The sequence below is a fragment of the Massilia sp. CT11-108 genome (genome assembly GCF_047302915.1).
In the GTDB taxonomy this organism is placed as follows: domain Bacteria; phylum Pseudomonadota; class Gammaproteobacteria; order Burkholderiales; family Burkholderiaceae_D; genus Telluria; species Telluria orientalis.
Genome location: NZ_JBKYMO010001079.1, coordinates 1 through 762, shown reverse-complemented (window position 1 = coordinate 762; position 762 = coordinate 1). Strand labels below are relative to the sequence as shown.

Below are 762 nucleotides of genomic sequence, written 5' to 3'. Positions count from 1 at the left end.
GCCGGGGCAGGGGGCACGGGCGGGGCCTTGCACTTGCCGGTGGCCGTCTTGCAGTGGATGCTCACGTGGACGTGCTCGTCCGTGGTCTGCGCCAGCGCCGGCAGCATGACGGCGCCCAGCAGGATGCCGAGGGTGGTGGCTTTCATAGTCTTCTCCTTGTCGTGGGCCGCACGACGCGGCGGGCCATGTCGGTATCGTGCATGCCGATTGTGGAGAAAAAATGAAGATCGCCTGTCAAAGATCGAAGCGGTAGCCGAGCCCGTAGATCGAACGGATGGCGTCCACGCCCGGCAGCGCGGCGTCGAGCTTGCGCCTGAGGTTCTTGACGTGGGTGTCGATGGCGCGGTCCGTCACGTCGAGGCTCGCGTTGCCCTCGCGCGCGAGGTCGAGCAGCTGGGCGCGCGAAAAGACCTGGCCGGGGCGGCGCGCCAGCGCGGCCAGGATGCCGTATTCGGTCGGCGTCAGGTCGAGCGGCTTGCCGTGGACGGCGATGCGGCGGGCGAGCGTGTCGACGGCGACGACCGGCGCGGGACGCCCCGCGCGGCGCAGGATCGCCTTGATGCGGGCGACGAGTTCGCGCGGGCTGAACGGCTTGCACAGGTAATCATCGGCGCCCGCGTCGAGGCCCAGCAGGCGGTCGATTTCTTCCACGCGCGCCGTCACCATCACGACGGGCAGGTCGGCCAGCAGCGGGTTCGCATCGGCCCGCAGCGCACGGCACAGGGACAGCCCGTCGAGCCCCGGCAGCATCAGGTCCAGCAC

1 protein-coding gene is annotated in these 762 nt (G+C 70.1%); it reads right to left on the bottom strand.

Annotated elements, in window-relative coordinates; translation table 11 throughout:
* Positions 1–234: 234 nt before the first annotated feature.
* Positions 235–762: winged helix-turn-helix domain-containing protein (locus ACEN88_RS33245; RefSeq protein WP_413346578.1), on the bottom strand; the 528-nt coding region annotated here is incomplete at its 5' end.